The 15,385-nt window shown below is 70.3% G+C and carries 14 protein-coding genes and 1 tRNA gene; 5 read left to right on the top strand and 10 right to left on the bottom strand.

What is annotated here, in order from left to right; all coding sequences use genetic code 11:
- Window positions 1-176: 176 nt before the first annotated feature.
- The 4 genes from CcI156_RS16150 to CcI156_RS25000 all read right to left on the bottom strand — a co-directional run bounded on the left by CcI156_RS16150 (window position 177) and on the right by CcI156_RS25000 (window position 2,275).
- Window positions 177-434 (bottom strand): hypothetical protein, encoded by a 258-nt coding sequence (locus CcI156_RS16150; RefSeq protein ID WP_023841282.1) that lies wholly within the window; start codon window positions 432-434, stop codon window positions 177-179.
- Between the two features lie 437 nt (window positions 435-871).
- Entirely contained in the window at window positions 872-1,333 is a 462-nt protein-coding gene (locus CcI156_RS16145; protein WP_011437432.1) for a radical SAM protein, read from the bottom strand.
- Between the two features lie 54 nt (window positions 1,334-1,387).
- A complete protein-coding gene (locus tag CcI156_RS16140) occupies window positions 1,388-1,600 on the bottom strand; it encodes a DUF397 domain-containing protein (RefSeq protein WP_011437433.1) in 213 nt (70 codons plus the stop codon).
- A 195-nt stretch (window positions 1,601-1,795) separates the two neighbouring features.
- The gene (locus CcI156_RS25000; RefSeq protein WP_139341522.1) at window positions 1,796-2,275 is read right to left on the bottom strand and encodes a hypothetical protein; all 480 of its coding nucleotides are present in this window, start codon (window positions 2,273-2,275) and stop codon (window positions 1,796-1,798) included.
- Window positions 2,276-2,437: 162 nt separating this feature from the next.
- On the opposite strand from CcI156_RS25000, the gene CcI156_RS16130 reads away from it, so the two are divergent.
- Both CcI156_RS16130 and CcI156_RS16125 read left to right on the top strand, forming a co-directional pair.
- The gene (locus CcI156_RS16130; protein ID WP_076806587.1) at window positions 2,438-3,751 is read left to right on the top strand and encodes a transcriptional regulator; all 1,314 of its coding nucleotides are present in this window, start codon (window positions 2,438-2,440) and stop codon (window positions 3,749-3,751) included.
- A complete protein-coding gene (locus CcI156_RS16125; RefSeq protein WP_011437436.1) occupies window positions 3,751-4,335 on the top strand; it encodes a GNAT family N-acetyltransferase in 585 nt (194 codons plus the stop codon). Before CcI156_RS16130 ends, CcI156_RS16125 begins: the two co-directional genes overlap by 1 nt.
- A 51-nt stretch (window positions 4,336-4,386) precedes the next feature.
- On the opposite strand, the gene CcI156_RS27820 is transcribed toward CcI156_RS16125, so the two are convergent.
- From CcI156_RS27820 to CcI156_RS16110, 3 genes are all read right to left on the bottom strand, one after another.
- Window positions 4,387-5,031 carry a tyrosine-type recombinase/integrase gene (locus CcI156_RS27820; protein WP_371681815.1) on the bottom strand — a complete coding sequence of 215 codons (645 nt, stop codon included), beginning with the start codon at window positions 5,029-5,031 and terminating at the stop codon, window positions 4,387-4,389.
- 417 nt (window positions 5,032-5,448) lie between these two features.
- Window positions 5,449-5,520: transfer RNA gene (locus tag CcI156_RS16115), tRNA-Val, on the bottom strand.
- Between the two features lie 101 nt (window positions 5,521-5,621).
- Complete coding sequence (locus tag CcI156_RS16110) at window positions 5,622-6,080, bottom strand: peroxiredoxin (RefSeq protein WP_011437438.1); 459 nt, start codon at window positions 6,078-6,080, stop codon at window positions 5,622-5,624.
- Window positions 6,081-6,540: 460 nt separating this feature from the next.
- On the opposite strand from CcI156_RS16110, the gene CcI156_RS16105 reads away from it, so the two are divergent.
- On the top strand, window positions 6,541-7,143 hold the full coding sequence (locus tag CcI156_RS16105) for a DUF4234 domain-containing protein (RefSeq protein WP_254847460.1): 603 nt from the start codon (window positions 6,541-6,543) through the stop codon (window positions 7,141-7,143).
- A gap of 240 nt (window positions 7,144-7,383) precedes the next feature.
- Here the strand turns inward: CcI156_RS16105 and CcI156_RS16100 are convergent, their stop codons facing one another.
- Complete coding sequence (locus CcI156_RS16100; RefSeq protein ID WP_011437440.1) at window positions 7,384-7,821, bottom strand: DUF3052 domain-containing protein; 438 nt, start codon at window positions 7,819-7,821, stop codon at window positions 7,384-7,386.
- Between the two features lie 219 nt (window positions 7,822-8,040).
- Window positions 8,041-8,445, bottom strand: a complete 405-nt coding sequence (locus CcI156_RS16095) for a secondary thiamine-phosphate synthase enzyme YjbQ (protein WP_076806585.1) — start codon at window positions 8,443-8,445, stop codon at window positions 8,041-8,043.
- Window positions 8,446-8,833: 388 nt separating this feature from the next.
- Here CcI156_RS16095 and aceE point away from each other — a divergent pair, with 388 nt between their 5' ends.
- Both aceE and CcI156_RS16085 read left to right on the top strand, forming a co-directional pair.
- Window positions 8,834-11,671, top strand: coding sequence for a pyruvate dehydrogenase (acetyl-transferring), homodimeric type (aceE, locus tag CcI156_RS16090; RefSeq protein WP_076806573.1), 2,838 nt, complete (start codon window positions 8,834-8,836; stop codon window positions 11,669-11,671).
- A 1,162-nt stretch (window positions 11,672-12,833) separates the two neighbouring features.
- The gene (locus CcI156_RS16085; protein ID WP_076806572.1) at window positions 12,834-13,670 is read left to right on the top strand and encodes a hypothetical protein; all 837 of its coding nucleotides are present in this window, start codon (window positions 12,834-12,836) and stop codon (window positions 13,668-13,670) included.
- 41 nt (window positions 13,671-13,711) lie between these two features.
- Here the strand turns inward: CcI156_RS16085 and CcI156_RS16080 are convergent, their stop codons facing one another.
- Complete coding sequence (locus CcI156_RS16080) at window positions 13,712-15,223, bottom strand: bifunctional phosphatase PAP2/diacylglycerol kinase family protein (RefSeq protein WP_254847462.1); 1,512 nt, start codon at window positions 15,221-15,223, stop codon at window positions 13,712-13,714.
- Window positions 15,224-15,385 lie beyond the last annotated feature (162 nt).

The raw sequence follows: 15,385 nt of genomic DNA, 5'->3' as shown, positions 1-15,385 counted from the left end.
GGAGATCCACCACGCCCTAATGGTCAAGTGCTCACGCCACGATCAGCGGGCACGACATCCCATCTGTGGTCCGCTCTCCCGACCACCGGCAGGGGCACGGTCTGACCTTAGGACTCGTCCTGCGTCCAGGGGCCTCGAGTGCTCACCTGCTGGCGGCTACCGGAACCGAGCCTGCCTCACGGCTGCCCGGTATGTCCCATTAGGGGCCCGGCGTCGCGGGTACCGTGCCACGGCTCCACGTCCATGGCGTCTTCGAGGAACGGGGCGACCCGCAGCCACGCCGTCTCTCCGCGGTGGGTGACCGGCCCGCCGATGACGTTCCCGGACGCGCTGAGGGCCGGCGCGCCCTGCGGCTGCACCCCGAGCTGTGCAGCGCCGTCACGCCAGACCGACCCCATCCAGGCGTCGTCGACCCGGACCGGCACCCACCTCATCGCCTGCTCACTYCCCCTTCGGCTGGCAGTTCGACCCCTTGTTACCGGTATCGGACGGGGTGCAGGACGGGGCGCACGACGACGCCGGGGCGCACTTCGGGTTCGGTTTGCACGCCATCGGCACTCCGAYATGCCGGCGGGCCTGGTCGAGCGCCTCGACCTGGGCGCCGAACGCCTCCCCGGCCAGGATCGCGCCGAGCCCGGTCCGCCGGACGTTGCCGCGACCGCATGGCGGGTGAACACACACGGAGACACCGTGCCATCCGGCAGAACCGCGGCAGTGCCGTGCCCGCAGCCCCCGCACGTGTCGGCCACGTCGACGCCGGCCGGCGCGGCACGACCGAATCCGCGGGCCTGGTCGCGGCCGGTGTCGGTGACCCCGAGGGCGACCAGGTCGGCGTGTGCGGCGTCGATGTCCGCACCCGCACCGGTGTCGATCAGGCCGACACGCAGCGGTACCGAGCGGCGGACCGCTTCGGCGATGTTCGCGCGGGTCCGGGCATGCGAGCCCGGCCGGCCCGTGACCGTCTCATGGCCGGCTGGGTCGGCCGCGTAGTGTAGCTGGTCGCCAGCCGCACCCCGGGCAGGGTGAAGACCTTCCACAGGGCGGCCGTGACGTGCAGCAGGTTCGTGTAGATCTCCACCTGTAGTCCGGCGGCCAGCGCATGGCCGACCAGGCCGGCCAGGCCGGGGTGCAGCGTCGGTTCCCCTCCGATCAGCTGCACCATCCCCACACCGAGCTCGGCCGCGGCGTCGATCACCGCACGCCAGTCGGCCGCACTCATCGTCCCGTGGTCCCCGAGCGGCGACGAGTCCGCGTAGCAGTGGCCGCATGCGAGCTGGCACCGGCCGGTGATCTCCAGCCATAAGAACGTCGGGGCCTCAGCAACAACAGTCATGATCGTGCTCCCTCGCGTTGAGGTTTACCTCCGGGCGGCTACCCGGCGGCGCGATCAGAGGTCGTCGTACTCGCCGCGTTTCACCGCGGCGACGAGATCGGCCCACGCCTGCGGCGTGATCCTTATCGGGGGGCCGAGGGACGAGCGGATCAGGACCCGGTGCTCCCCGCGGGCTACCTCGACCACGTCGACCGCGTTCCGGTTCATCCGTGACGGGCGGCGCCACGGCGATGTCACGTCGGCCGGGGCCAAGCTGGACGGCTGCACGGGACGGGTCCTCTCATGGTGGGGCCCGCCTGCCGCGGCGGAGCGGGTCGGCGCCGGGGCAGACGGGGAACGTGGGGCCTCCCACCCGCAGGCCGGAATCCGGGACGCCTGTATCCGACAGGCGCCCCACCTCGGGTGGAAGGGCCGTGCGGGAGGAGACCGCCAGGTTTGTGGACGACGAGGCGGCCCCTCGTCTCAGGGGCCGGGCAGTCCGGCGGGGATCGCCGGCCGGGACGGCACCGACACCCAGCGCAGAATGTCCGGGTGTCGCGCGGCGTAGTCGTCGGCCGCGTCCAGCGAGGGGAAGCCGAGGACAGTCCCTACCGGGTCGTCGTCGTGGTCGAGGACGACCACCGTCCACAGCCGGTCGCCCTCGGGGTCGACTGGTGCCMGGCGAGCCTCAGCGACCCTGACCCCACGGACGACCCGGGTTCGCAGCGGCCCGTCCGGGTCAGCCACCGCAGCATCCCACACGGCCTGCGGTGTCCGGGTGGGGAGGGGCGGGAGGGGGCCGCCGCTCGCGTCTGCGGCTGGCCCTCCTCCCGCCCCGGCCACGGGGCCCTGCCCGGCCAGGGAACGCCCCGCGGCGGTGAGGGGCAGGCCAAGGCGGACCCGGTGGCAGGCGGAGGGCATCCGGCCGGCGGACCCGCCTGGCGCCCGCATGGGGGAAGTCACGATGCGCTCCTCTGCTGGTCCGGGAAGGTGGCCGGCGTGTGTCCCTCCGCGCACGACCCATCACACAGCGCGTGACACCTCGATGGGAGGGTGAGATCTTCTGTCCCATGGGTGGGAAAAAATGTCTCACCCATGGCGCACCGACGGCCGAGGGGAAACGTCGTGCACGCTGATGGGGTCGAGGCACTGAAGGCGCAGTTGGCCGAACGGTTCTGCCAGCTCCAGGCCGAGAAGGGCCTTACAGGCACTGAGCTGGAGAAACGCACCACCCACAACCGGAAGAACGCCTCCGCCATCCGCAACCGCGGCCGGCTCCCGACCCGCGACATCCTCCAGGCGTACGACCAGGTGTTCGGCACCCGCAGCGAGCTAACCGACCTCGGTGAACGAATCCGCGCGGCGCAGAAGGCGGTACGGCTGACCGAGTTGACCGCCGCGGCGGGGGTAGATATCCCCGAGCCGCAGGCCGCAGAGTCGGAAGGGGAGGTGAGGGGGACGGACAGGCGAACGTTCTTCGAGCTCACCGCGGCCCTTGCAGCCGACACCTATCGGCGGCGCGCGCGGCTCGGTCCTGATGCGCTGACCCTCGCCAGCCTTGATGGGGCGGTGGACCGTCACGCAGCCGCCTTCAMGAGCACGCCTCACGACGCGCTCGCGCCCGAGGTGTTCAGGACCTGGCAGTCTGCGGAGAAGCACATCGAATCCGGGGTCAAGCCACGCGCACACGCGAAGTTGACCCGTGTGGCTGGGTTGTCCGCTTACATGCTCGCCCGGCTTGCCTTCAACATGGGCGACCAGGACGCATCCCAGCAACTCGTGATCCAAGCCCGGGACCACGCCGAACAGATCGATGACGATGTGCTGACGGCGTCTGTTGCCGCGATGGACTCCACTCTGTGCTTCTACAGGCAGCAGTACGACGAGGCGGCGAAGATCGTCCGTAAGGCTGGGGCAGTCGCGGATCACCCCTACACCCGGGCCCGCCTGTTCGCCTACGAGGCCCGCGCCTACGCCGCGTTCGGCGACCCGACGGCCACGCGGGAGGCGCTCGCACGCATGAATGCGGCCGTCATCGAGACACAACCACGGCCGGGGAGTTCCCCGTTCGGCCGAGCGAACGCCGACTGGTTCACCGCCGGGCTGCTCGCCCGGCTGGGTGCTGGTACGGAGGCCGAGCCGCTCGCGCGTCAGGCTGTCGAGGCGTTCGATAGCGGCCGGGCCACAGGCTTCGAGGACCACGGCCATGCCCTTATGGTCCTGGCGACTACTCTGCTTCGCCGTGAGCGTCCGGACCCGGCGGAAGCCGCGATGCTTGGCAGCCGCGCATTGGAGCTGGTAGCGGACCGGCCTACGCACACCGTCGTTACGCGCGCCTGCCGCCTCGTCAACGATCTCTCCGGGTACGGCTCGGTGCCGGAGGTGACCTCTTTCCGGGAACAGCTCACTACCGCCCCGCGTCCCGCTTTGATGGGCTGATGACGTTGGAACTGGCCGAGCCCACGCCCCAGGTCTACGTGCCGACCGTGACAACCCGCCGGCTGAGCCTCAGCGGCTGGACAGCCGTGGACATCCCGGCGTACACGGCGATGGCAGCCCACCCGGATATGAGCGCGTACACCGGTTCACCGGCAGACGAGGGCGCGGTCTGGCGAATGTTCGCTTTCCAGGTGGGGCACTGGGCGTTGCAGGGGTTCGGGATGTGGCTCGCGCATGACCGGACGACCGGCGAGTTCGTGGGCCGGGTGGGGCTGTACGAGGAGTACGGCTGGCCCGGCACCGAGGTGGCCTGGACCATCCGCCGGGAACGGTGGGGCGAGGGCCTCGCTACCGAAGGCGGCGCTGCGGCCCTGGAGTATGCCTTCGAGGTGTTGGCCCGGGAGCGGCTGATCAGCATCATCCACCCGGAGAACGCGGCCTCGATCCGTGTCGCGGAGAAGCTCGGCCTCGCTCTGGCCGAAGGTCCGGTAGACCGGGGCGGGAGACCCCGGAACATCTACGCGATCACCCGCCACGACTGGGCCGCTCGCCGGCAGGCCAGCGCCCCCGCCGACACAGGCTGAGCGGCCGAACCGGGAGGCCRCATGTGATCGTATGGGTGGCCATAAGATCACTCAGAACACCCGCGGTCGGCCCGCCTTCCCTCGCTGCGAAAGAAGTGCGAAGGAACTGCGAAAGAACCCCCGGGTGGCCGATGTTGACCTTCGCGGAGCCGGGAAGGTCAACATCCACGGTCGGCGCACACAGACCGGACCGCCTCCGTGGCCTGGCGGAGCGTGTCGAACAGGCTTTACGCGGCCGGGTCCTCCGCCTCGCCGCGGCCGCCAGCCCGAAGCCGCACTTCGAGGTGCATCCGGACGGCGCTGTACCGACGGTCCCCCTCCGGGGACGACACCCTGATCACATCCATGACCTCGGCGAGCACGGTCGCTGCCTTCGAGCCGAATCTTCATGCTGCCCATTCTCCGTGCGTGGTGTGCCGGCCCGGCCTCCCGGGGTCGCTGGCCCGTCCCGAACGGGACGGCACGGGCCCGGCGGCCCTTCGCCACGATGTGGATCACGTCCTGGGTGAAGTCGACGTCTTCGACGGTGAGGTTCGCGATCTCGGCGCGACGCGCACCGGTGTCCATGAACAGGCGGATGATCGCCTCGTCGCGGCGGGACACCAGGTCCCGGCAGGCACAGCCGGCGAGCAAAGTMCGGATCTGATCGTCGGTGAGAACGGGCACCGGCTGTTCGGGGACGACGGGCGGGCGCATCCGGTCGAGCGGCGACCGGTCGAGATCCTCTTCCTCGGCGAGCCACTGGCCGAACTGCTGCAACGCCCGGAAGACGAGGGACACGGTTGCCGGGGCGTGGGTGGCCGCGTAGTCCGCCAGGAAGGCTTCGACGTGGGAGCGTTCCAACTCGGCCGGGTCGGCCGGGCCGCCGTTCGCGGCGAGGTGGCGGCCAAGCGCGCCGCGCTCACCCGTCTCGACGATCATCTGATCGGCGGCTGAGATGCCCCACTCCCCCCGACGGCGGCCCGGCAGGCGTGCTACACCGGTTGCTACAAACGGTCGGATTTCCCGGCCCCAGAGGCGCCCCGTCGGGGGGTTCGGGGGGTCGTCCCCCGACTAGCATCGCGGCTGCTGGCGCAGTTGATCGCAGATCAACAAGCATGCGGAACCAGCCCGTGGGCGCGGCAGGGATCGAACCTGCGACCACTCGCTTGTAAGGCGAGCGCTCTTCCGCTGAGCTACGCGCCCGGGAGATGACGAGGCCGACTAAGACTACGCAGCGGCGAGCCCCGGCGGGAGCCGGCCCTCCACGACTCCCCAGACGCAGGCCGGCTCCCGCAAGGACGATCTTAGAGGATGGCGAGCGCCTTGAGGTACTCGGCCTGGTCCCGCGCGTCGGGGATGTTGTTGACGACCTTCCAGCGGACAACACCCTCCTTGTCGATGACGAAGGTGCCCCGCAGGGAGATGCCCCGCTCCGCGTTGAAGACGCCGTACGCGCTCGCGACGGCGCCGTGCGGCCAGAAGTCGGCGAGCAGCGGGAACTCGTAGCCCTGCTGGTCGGCCCAGACCTTGTGGGCGAACGGCGAGTCGACCGACACGGCCAGCACCTGGACGTCGTCGTTCTGGAACGAAGCGAGATCGTCCCGCACGGAGCACAGCTCGCCCTGGCAGACGCCGGTGAAGGTCAACGGGTAGAACAACAGGACCACGTTGCGCTTACCCTGGAACTCGGACAGCGTGACAACCTCGTTGTTCTGGTCCTTCAGCGAGAAGTCCGGGGCGACGGAGCCAACCTCGACGGCCATGGGCTCTTCCTCTCCACAACGGTGGGGAACTGATCAGGGACCGGTGACCACAACGGGTGATCACTACGGCGGCGGGCCCCGCGCCAGATCCGGCGAAGGTACTCACCGATCGGCATGGATGTCCCGATCCAGCATGCCATTGCCGGCTACCTCGAAGCTGGCCACCCATCCGCGGCGTGCCCTACACGACCTTCCGGATCTCCGCCGTACCGCCTGGAACCGCACCCGACCTGGACGTTCACACGCATGCTCGACAATCAGATCACGGCGATCAGATCGGGACGAAGGGTGTCCTTCCCGGTCCGGTGACCCCGATGCGGCGGGTGCGCGGGTTTTCGAGGCCAGAGTGCCCTAGTCTGGCCGATCGACGCGGGAGCCGCACCCGCCGGACATGCGTGGGGGCATGGTGCCGTGCCCCGCGGCCACCACTGGTATGGACACCGATGAGGACAGGGCCACGTTGACCAATCAGAGTTCCACCCCGCACGGATACCCCGCCCGGGAACCCCACCCGATCGACGGGCCGGGCACATCCACCGGCGGATTTCCGATCTATGCGTTTCGTGAGTCTCTGACCGGCCACGAACCGCAGCAAGGCTACCCCGCCACCCCCGACTACGGGACACCGGGTCTGGCCGGACCACCTGGTTCCCCCGACACGTTCCAGGGGTCCGGCCTACTCGGGAGGAGGCGTAACCCCTTCGCGGTGTGGCTGGGTCTTCCTCTGATCACCCTGGGTGTCTACCCGTTCGTCTGGATCTACCGGACGAACAAGGAACTCGCCGAGTATGACCGGCGCATCGAGGTGAACCCGACGCTGTCGCTGCTGGCCTTCCYGATCGGCTGGSYAATCATCGTCCCGCCGTTCGTCGCGGCTTGGCGGCTCGGCACCCGCGTCCGCGACGCCCAGCGTGCGGCCGGGGTAGCCGAGACGAATCCGGTCCTGGCMTTCGCTCTCTTCCTCATCGGCGGCGGCGCGCTGGTCCTGCAGTTCGGAATCAACCGCATCTGGGACCGCTACCCCGGGGCGGTCGAGGGCCAGCAGGTGCCGCTCTACCGGTGACCGCCCTACCGGTGACCGCCCGCCGCCCGGCCCACCTGGAGCGCCGCCCACGGCGGCGAGAGACGCCCATACACCCCGCGTACGTCCCGGAGGCACGCGAGCACGGCGGTGCGCGCCTGCCTCGACCCGGACCCCGAAACCGGGGGAACCGGCCCGAACCGACCAGGCCCGGCCGAACCGACCAGGCCCGGCCGGGCCCGGACCGGCCAGGCCCAGCTGGGCCGGACCGGGCACCCTGGGTCAGCGGTGACGCACCCGCTGCGACTTCGGCGCCGCCAGCCGCTGGCCGGACCACTCCTGGGCGACGCTCAACGTGCTGGTCTGGACRAGACCCGCGGTGGGCACCGCGTCCAGCACGTCACTCGGCTCGACATGGCCGGCACGCCCGGCCTTGGGCGTCAGCAGCCAGATCACGCCGTCGTCGGACAGCTGCCGCCGTGCGTCGATGAGGGCGTTCGCCAGGTCCCCGTCATCCTCCCGCCACCACAGCAGGACGATGTCGACGACGTCGTCGGAGTCCTCGGGGACAAGCTCGGTCCCGCTGGCGCTCGTGACGGCGTCCAGCAGGTCCTGGGCGATGTCGTCGTCCTCGTTGAGCGACTGCACCTGGGTCCCGGCGGAGACTCCCAGCCGCTCCGCTCGGCGCTGACCCTCGGCGTTCGCCGCGGTCGGACTCACCCTCCACTACCTCCTGCTCGTATGTCGACGCTCCGCGTAGCCGCGAGGGCGTCCCGTCTCGGTGGACGCATCCAATGATGATCCTCATCGATCGGTGCGCCTCGACCTAGTCCACCGGACCTTCCGGTGACTGCGCAAGTGCCACGCCGTCGGTTGTGGACAAGCGACGGCGTGGTCAGCCTGATGTGACTCCCCGCCAGTACCCCGGAGAGAGCGGAATCATCCCGCCAGGAACGACATCCGGACCGTTCGATCGGGGTTGTCCACGTTGAGGTCCACCAGCGCAATGGACTGCCAGACCCCGAGCGCGAGGCGGCCGTCGATCACCGGGACCGTCAACGAGGGCGGGATGATGGCCGRCATCACATGCGAGCGGCCGTGACCGAGCGTTCCATGTGCGTGGCGCCATCTGCCGTCGGCGGGGAGCAGATCCGCGAGCGCCGCGAGCAGGTCGGCATCACTACCGGAGCCCAACTCGAAGATGGCCACGCCGGCCGTGGCATGCGGCACGAAGACCGACAGCAACCCATCACCGGAACCGGCAAGGAACCGCCGCGCATCGGGTGTGAGGTCCACCACACTTTCTCGCCGGCCGGTGCGCACGGACAGCGTCGTCGTCTTCATCCGGGTCTCCATCAGGGTGATTGTCCACCACGGCGGGGCCCGGCATCGGCCGCACTACGGACGACATGCCAACAACGCACCGCACATCGCCCAGGTCCCGACCCGGAAGTAACAAGACGTACGTGACGAGGCAGCTGCGATAGAGCACGATGGTCCATGACAGGCCCGTTCTCCGGGTGACCCCCCTCTCGGCCACCGAGGGTCGGCCATCACCCAGAGCACAGGCGTCGTATGGGATGAGCGAGCGGCCGGGATGCGGCGGCGCATTGATCATGCATGTTTCCACCCCGGTACGTTGCGAAAGTGACCACTGGGCCGACGGTCATACGATCAGGACCTTTTCGCATGGTCGTGACGGCCCCGGGAAGCTCGAGGAGCAGGAGAAGGCGTGGCGCAGGACACACCCCGGAAGTTCTCGGTCATCACCGATGGGCTACCGAGTCAGCTGCCGGATATCGATCCCTCCGAGACCAGCGAGTGGCTGGAGTCGCTCGACGCCGTCATCGAGGAGTCCGGCCGCGGCCGGGCCCGCTTCCTCATGTTGAAGCTCCTCGAACGGGCCCGGGAGAAGGCGGTCGGTGTTCCCGGTCTCACCAGCACCGACTACATCAACACCATCAGCCCGGAGCKGGAGCCCTGGTTCCCCGGCAACGAGCACATCGAACGCCGCATCCGGGCCTATATCCGGTGGAACGCGGCCATCATGGTGAGCCGCGCCAACCGCCCCGCGTTCAATGTCGGCGGTCACATCGCGACCTACGCCTCAAGCGCGAGCCTCTACGAGGTGGGCTTCAACCATTTCTTCCGCGGCAAGGACCATCTCAGTTCCTCGCCGGGAAGTGCCTCGGGTGACCAGATCTTTATTCAGGGTCACGCGTCCCCGGGCATCTACGCCCGCGCCTTCCTGGAAGGCCGGCTGACGGAGAAGCAGCTCGACGCCTTCCGGCGCGAGGGCGAGTCGGGCGGCCTGTCGTCCTACCCTCACCCTCGGCTCATGCCTGATTTCTGGGAGTTCCCCACGGTTTCGATGGGACTCGGGCCGATCGGCGCCATCTACCAGGCCCGGTTCAACCGCTACCTGCTCAACCGCCAGATCAAGGACACCTCGGGCAGCCGGGTGTGGGCGTTCCTCGGCGACGGCGAGATGGACGAGCCGGAGTCAATCGGCGCGCTGGGCGTGGCCGCCCGCGAGGAGCTCGACAACCTCATCTTCGTGGTCAACTGCAACCTGCAGCGCCTCGACGGCCCGGTCCGCGGCAACGGCAAGATCATGCAGGAGCTGGAGTCGCTGTTCCGGGGCGCCGGCTGGAACGTCATCAAGGTGGTCTGGGGCCGCGACTGGGACCCGCTGCTGGCCAAGGACACCGACGGCGTGCTGGTAAACCGCATGAACACCACGCCGGACGGGCAGTTCCAGACCTACTCGACGTCGTCGGGCGAATACATCCGGGAGCACTTCTTCGGCTCGGACGCCCGGCTGCGCCGGATGGTCGCGGACCTCTCCGACGACGATCTGCGCAAGCTCTCCCGCGGTGGCCACGACTACCGCAAGCTCTACGCGGCCTACAAGGCGGCGACCGAGCACGCGGGCCAGCCCACGGTCATCCTCGCGCACACCATCAAGGGCTGGACCCTGGGCAAGGACTTCGAGGCCCGCAACGCCACCCACCAGATGAAGAAGCTGACCAAGAGCGAGCTCAAGGAGTTCCGCGACCGGCTCTATCTGGAGATCCCGGACTCGGCCCTGTCGGGTGACCTGCCGCCCTACTGCCACCCGGGGCCGGACTCTGAGGAAATCGCGTACATGCGGGAACGCCGGGCCGCGCTCGGTGGGTCGATCCCGCGTCGGGTCGTGCGGGCCAAGCCGCTCCCCCAACCGCCAGCGAAGATCTTCGACGAACTCCGGAAGGGCTCCGGCAAACAGCCCGTCGCCACGACGATGGCCTTCGTCCGGCTGCTGAAGGACCTCATGAAGACCAAGGAGATGGGCGCGCGCTTCGTGCCGGTCATCCCCGACGAGGCCCGCACCTTCRGCATGGACGCGATGTTCCCGACGGCGAAGATCTACTCGCCGCACGGGCAGCGCTACGAGGCCGTCGACCGCGAACTGCTGCTGTCCTACCAGGAGTCCGAGACCGGTCAGATGCTGCACGAGGGCATCAGCGAGGCCGGGTCGATGGGCTCGGTGATCGCCGCTGGCACGGCGTACGCCACCCACGCGCAGCACATGATCCCGGTCTACGTCTTCTACTCGATGTTCGGCTTCCAGCGCACCGGCGACCAGATGTGGGCGCTCGGCGACCAGCTCGGCCGCGGGTTCCTGCTCGGGGCGACCGCCGGTCGGACCACTCTCAACGGCGAGGGCCTGCAGCACCAGGACGGCCACTCCCTGCTCCTGGCGTCGACTAACCCGGCCTGCGTGGCCTACGACCCCGCCTTCGCCTTCGAGCTGACACACATCGTCCGGGACGCGCTCGACCGAATGTACGGCGAGCGGGACGACAACGTCTTCTACTACCTCACTGTCTACAACGAGCCGGTGCCGCAGCCTGCCGAGCCCGCGGGTCTCGACCCGGCGCAGATCATCTCCGGGATGTACCGGTTCCGCTCGGCTGAGGACCTGGCCGGCGGGCTTCCGGCGGCGGGGGYCGGCGTGGGCTCCCCGCCGCGGGCGCAACTGCTGGCCAGCGGGACTTCCATCCACTGGGCGCTGGCGGCGCAGGAGATCCTTGCCGCCGACTTCGGGGTCGCCGCCGACCTGTGGTCGGTGACCTCGTGGAACGAGCTTCGGCGAGATGCGCTCGACTGCGACCGCGCCAACCTGCTCAACCCCGAGGCCGACGACGCCGTGCCGTACGTGACCCGTGCCCTCGAAGGGGCCGCCGGCCCGGTCGTGGCGGTCTCCGACTGGATGCGCGCGGTGCCCGACCAGATCTCCCGGTGGGTTCCGCAGCCGTTCACCTCGCTGGGCACCGACGGGTACGGCCGTTCCGACACTCGGGCCGCCCTGCGCCGGCACTTCAAGGTCGACGCCGAGTCGATCGTCGTCGCGACCCTGGAAGCCCTCGTCCGGGCCGGTGAGGTCAAGGCCACCACGGTCGGGGACGCGATCAGGCGATTCGGGTTGCGTGCCGACAAGGCCGGCCTGGACGGGCCCGAGGCGATCGTGGCCGGCATCAGGATCGTGGCCGGCGCCGAGCAGGACGAGCGGCCGATCTCGGGCTGACCGACCCACTCAGGCCCCGGACCACTCAGGTCCCGGATTGCCCAGGCCTTCGGGCCATCCGGGACCTCCCCGGCGCCGACGGAGCCACCTGCGGGCTCCCCGGCGCCGGGGCCCGAGGTCACGGTGCCGGACCGGACCCCCGCGTGGCCCACCCGGCGCGGAGCCCGGGTGGCTGGGTCCGGAAGGTGGGGCCCGGAAGGTGGGGCCCGCGCGATGGAGCCCACCACACCGCACCCGCCGGACCGGATCCCACGGCACCGGAGCCGCCGGGCCGTCCGGCCCCACCGCGCCCGCATCACCGCCTCCAGACCGACCCATCCGGCCCACCGCGTTCGGGCCATCGCCTCCAGGCCCGCCCATCCGGCCCATCCGGCCCACCGCATTCGGATCGGTACCTCCGGGCCACCCCGGCCGGGCAGCGGGCCGCGCACCGAACCCCTTGGCGTCCGATCTCGGCCCCGCGGCCTCGGGTTTCATTCTCCGGGCCCACCGCGTTGCCCCCCTGCATCCAGGCGCGCCCGGTTCCGGCGGGCCCGGCCCGGACCCCCCGGAGGAGTTACCCAGCGCATCGGCACTGTCCGTGATGAACTCCACCGCGCTCGGCTTCATCGGGGTCCACCGCCGTCCCCGATTCGGTTACGMCCCGGGTCTTTCGCGGTACCCCATGTTCCACTTGATGACGCGTTGAGTTCCGCATCGCCGCCGCGGACACTAGTCTCTCGAGGGTGATGTCCAAAGGTTGGTCACGCGGCGTTACCAGCTGTGAAACCGCCGGCGGCGAAGCCCTCCGGCACGTACTCCCGGCCCCCGTCGGTGTCGGAGAGCAACGAAAACCCGCCTGCCGATCATCGCACGGCCACGTCGCGGTCCGGTACGGTCAGGCATCTGTCAGGTCGCTGTCAGGTCAATTGTCAGGTCAATTGTCAGGTCAATCAGGAGCCGGCCGGCCAGCCGATAACCAGCCGACCGGCCGGCGCGCGGCTGCGGGTCGTGACGAGGCCCGCGCGGCGTCTGCTGCGACGGTCGAGGAGGACGAGGTGAATGGTGTGGCGACGACCACCGCACCCGCGGCGGCATCACCTGAACCGCGGACAGGCGGGAGCGCGGTGAGCCCACGGCGGTCCCAGTGCGGCGTCGCAAGCCGCGTGGACGGGACGGCGGCATGATCCTGCGGGCCCGTCGCATCGAGCGGCTGGAGGAACATCCCAACCTCCGCGGCATTCTCGGCATCCTCGCCCAACTCGTCCACACCACCGACACGGAGCTCGTCTCGCTCGCCGCCGCCTGGCGCAACTCGGGGTACCTCGCCGCTGCCCGGGACAAGGCGCTCTCCCCCGACTCTCCATTGATCGTCGAGGTGCTGGCCGCCTTCGACGCGTTGAGCGCGATCTACGCCGACGACCTCACCGGCGCGGAGTACGTCACCGTCGAACCGACGATCGCCGCCACGGCTCTGCGCGCGATGCGCGACGCGGTCGCCGCCTCCTACTCCCGGCCCATCCTCGGCCGCGCGGAGTACGCGGCACTGATGCGTCCGTGGCGCACGGTCTACCCCCGCGCGCGCTCGCACGAACCCGACCTCGGCCCGGCCGCGGCGGACGTGAAGCGGGTTCTCGCGGCACTCCCGGTCCTCGCCGGGCGCTGCCACGATCCGGACAGCCTCGAGGTCTTCGACGGCCTGCTGGTGTCCGCACTCACCCGCGACGACTCCGCGCATCAGATGGCGATGGACGCCGCCTYCGCGAGCGCCGTGGTGACCGGGCGTCGCCGGGTGTGGACCCTGGTCCGGCGCAGCGCCGCCGAGGGTTTCTGGCGGTTGTGCCCGTACTGCCGCGGCCATCGGGGCACCGATTCGAGCGAGGACCGGCGGGTCATGGAGCTGTGCGCCGACCTGGCCTGCGCGCTGYTCGTCGAGGATCTCCTCGATACCGACCAGTTCACCCGGCTGACCAGCCCGCTGCACACGCTCATCCCGTTGCAGCACCGCCGCGGTCGCTGACGCCGCCGCGGTCCGCCCGGCTGCCGGTCCACCGGCCCGGCTCAGCCGGATGCGCCGGGCCGCCGCGGCCGGTAGACGATCAGTCGGGCTCCGCCCGGAGTGATGACGATGCGTTCCACTCCCTCCGTGACCTCGCCGTCACAGGCGAACGGCAGCGGGCCGGGCTGACGGGATGAGATCGTGACCCGTTCGACCGTGTGTTGTTCGTACACCCGGCTGCGCCCGAGACGGCCGGTCAGCACCGCCCCCACCAGCCGGAGCCGGGCAAGCGACGCCGCGGCGTCGACCACCCGCAGGTCCAGCAGCCCTTCGTCGAGGCGGGTGCGGTAGGTGGGGGCGAACCCGTCGGGCTGGTAGATCCCGTTGCCGACGAAGATCAGCCAGACCCGGCGGTACTCGGAGTCGATCTCGACCTCGAACGGCGTTTCGTGGCGCAGCACCCAGCTCAGCGCGATGAGCATCGCCGGCCACTTGCCGATGCGGCGCTCGAACCGCGCACGGATGGCGACCATGTCCGGGTAACCGCCGAGGCTCGCGGTGTTCACGAAGATGCGGGAGAACCGACTGAACGTCGCGCCGATGCCCTCGGCCCGGCCGATGTCGACGGCGACCGCCGAACCCTCCCGTATCGCCTGCACCGAGTCACCCGCCCCGGCGAGTCCGACGTCCGCGGCGAAGTGGTTGAGCGTGCCCGCGGGGAAGACCGCCAGCGGCACGCCGTGCGCCAGCGCGGTCTGGGCGGCCGCGTTGATGGTGCCGTCGCCGCCGGCGACGCCCAGCACACGGGACCGCGCCGCCGCGGACCTCAGCACGGTTCTTACGTCGCCGCCCGCGTCGACCTCGACGACCCGGGCCCTGGGCAGGTCGGCCCGCAGCACGGCGAGCAGGTCCGTGTGGTTACCCGGACCGGAACGGGCGTTCACCACCACGGTAAGGCCGTCGCCGTCGGGCAGGGCGGGCGCCCACGCCGACGCGGGGCTGGCCCGGGCGGGGGCCCACGGCCGACGCGGCATCACCTTCGTCGTCGCCAGGCCCGCCCCTATCCCCAGCAGCACGCCGGCGGCCACGTCCCCGGGATAGTGCACCCCGACGTACACCCGGGAGAACGCCACCGCGGCGGCGAGCACAGCCACCGGCACCGCCGCGCCGGGTGCGTCCAACGCGACTMCGGTGGCGAAGGCGGCTGCCGACGCCGCGTGCCCAGAGGGGAACGAGAACGTCGTGAGATCCTCGCGAAGCCGCCGCAGCGGGGGAATCGTGTGAGTCGGTGGGCGGTCCCGGCGGAACACCACCTTCATCGGCCCGTTGGCGAGAACGCTCGCGACTCCCAGGGCGAGCAGGCCACGGACGGCCGCCGGGCGACGGCGTCCCTTCGTCGCACCGAGCGCCCCGGCCACCCCCCACCAGAGCAGACCATGATCGGCAGCGTGGGACAGCCGCGGCAGCGCCGGGTCGAGCAGCGGTCTGCCGCCGGCCAGCGCCGCGAAAAGCGACCGGTCCGCACTGGTGAAGGCGTGCAGGAACGTCCGGCCCAGCGCGATGTCACGGCGCATGAGGATCCGGACGCGCCGACCGACCCGGTTCTCCGCGGGCCAGCGGGGAGCGGTCCCGTTTCCCGGCCTCGTCACCGACCTTGACGCCACGCCGGCACCGTACCCGTAAGGGGGACACCCAGATCAACTGGGATGAACTTCACATCCTCCCGAACTCCACGG

This window comes from Frankia sp. CcI156 (genome assembly GCF_001983015.1).
Lineage (GTDB): Bacteria > Actinomycetota > Actinomycetes > Frankiales > Frankiaceae > Frankia > Frankia casuarinae.
The sequence above is the reverse complement of the archived record's forward strand: the minus strand, read 5'-3'. Positions and strand labels throughout refer to the sequence as shown.

What these genes read in the sequence shown, in the direction of transcription:
- CcI156_RS16150 (WP_023841282.1), bottom strand. Translation starts at nt 434, where the DNA reads ATGAGGTGGGTGCCGGTCCGGGTCGACGACGCCTGGATGGGGTCGGTC.
- CcI156_RS16145 (WP_011437432.1), bottom strand. Translation starts at nt 1,333, where the DNA reads ATGACTGTTGTTGCTGAGGCCCCGACGTTCTTATGGCTGGAGATCACC.
- CcI156_RS16125 (WP_011437436.1), top strand. Translation starts at nt 3,751, where the DNA reads ATGACGTTGGAACTGGCCGAGCCCACGCCCCAGGTCTACGTGCCGACC.
- CcI156_RS16110 (WP_011437438.1), bottom strand. Translation starts at nt 6,080, where the DNA reads ATGGCCGTCGAGGTTGGCTCCGTCGCCCCGGACTTCTCGCTGAAGGAC.